Below are 771 nucleotides of genomic sequence, written 5' to 3' on the forward strand. Positions count from 1 at the left end.
CACAAAATTCCTGACAGTCCCAACTTCTGCAGCGTCTTCATCTGGCGGAACCGCAGCATCGCTCGCTCTCGTCGTCGGAATGGCAGATGACTGTTCTCCACCCGGTTGTTGGCCCAGCGACCCACCTCCTGCTTATCGCGGTTGCCAAGCTCGTTCATGGCGGCACGGTAGCTGCGCAGACCGTCGGTGGTGATCGCCTCAGGGGAGCCGTGGCGCTTAAGCGCCTTCTTCATAAACGCGAGCGCGGCTGCCTTATCGCGGGTTCTGGTGACGTAGCTTTCCAGCACCTCACCCTCGTGATCGACCGCTCGCCACAGATAGACCATCTCGCCGTTCAGCTTCACGTACATCTCGTCCAGGTGCCAGCGCCAGTGACGAAAGCCGCGCATCCGGCTCACACGCTGCCGGCGGATGTCACCGGCGAACAGCGGACCGAACCTGTTCCACCACAACCGCACTGTCTCGTGGCAGATGTCGATCCCGCGCTCGAACACCAGGTCCTCGACGTTCCGCAGGCTCAGCGGAAAGCGCACGTACATCAGCACTACCAGCCGGATCACCTCTGGCGACGAGTTGAAGTAGCGAAACGGCGAGGCAGGCTTGCGCGGGCGGGGCATGACCCCGCCCTACCCCACCCTAACCCGATTGCCAGCAGGTGCATTTGGTTTGAAGGACCCGCGCAACTTCCCAAGTCGAACGACCAACGCATCAAACGGCATTGGCCGGTCGATAAATTATACTTGCGCGTACTCGCAGTCTGCGGCTCGCAAA

The 771-nt window shown here is 61.2% G+C and carries 1 protein-coding gene; it reads right to left on the bottom strand.

The window, feature by feature from the left end:
• Nucleotides 1–617 (bottom strand): IS6 family transposase (locus NS334_RS16110; RefSeq protein WP_058756967.1); only part of this gene is annotated, 617 nt, incomplete at its 3' end.
• Nucleotides 618–771 lie beyond the last annotated feature (154 nt).

Source organism: Sphingomonas endophytica, assembly GCF_001476895.1.
Taxonomy (GTDB): domain Bacteria; phylum Pseudomonadota; class Alphaproteobacteria; order Sphingomonadales; family Sphingomonadaceae; genus Sphingomonas; species Sphingomonas endophytica_A.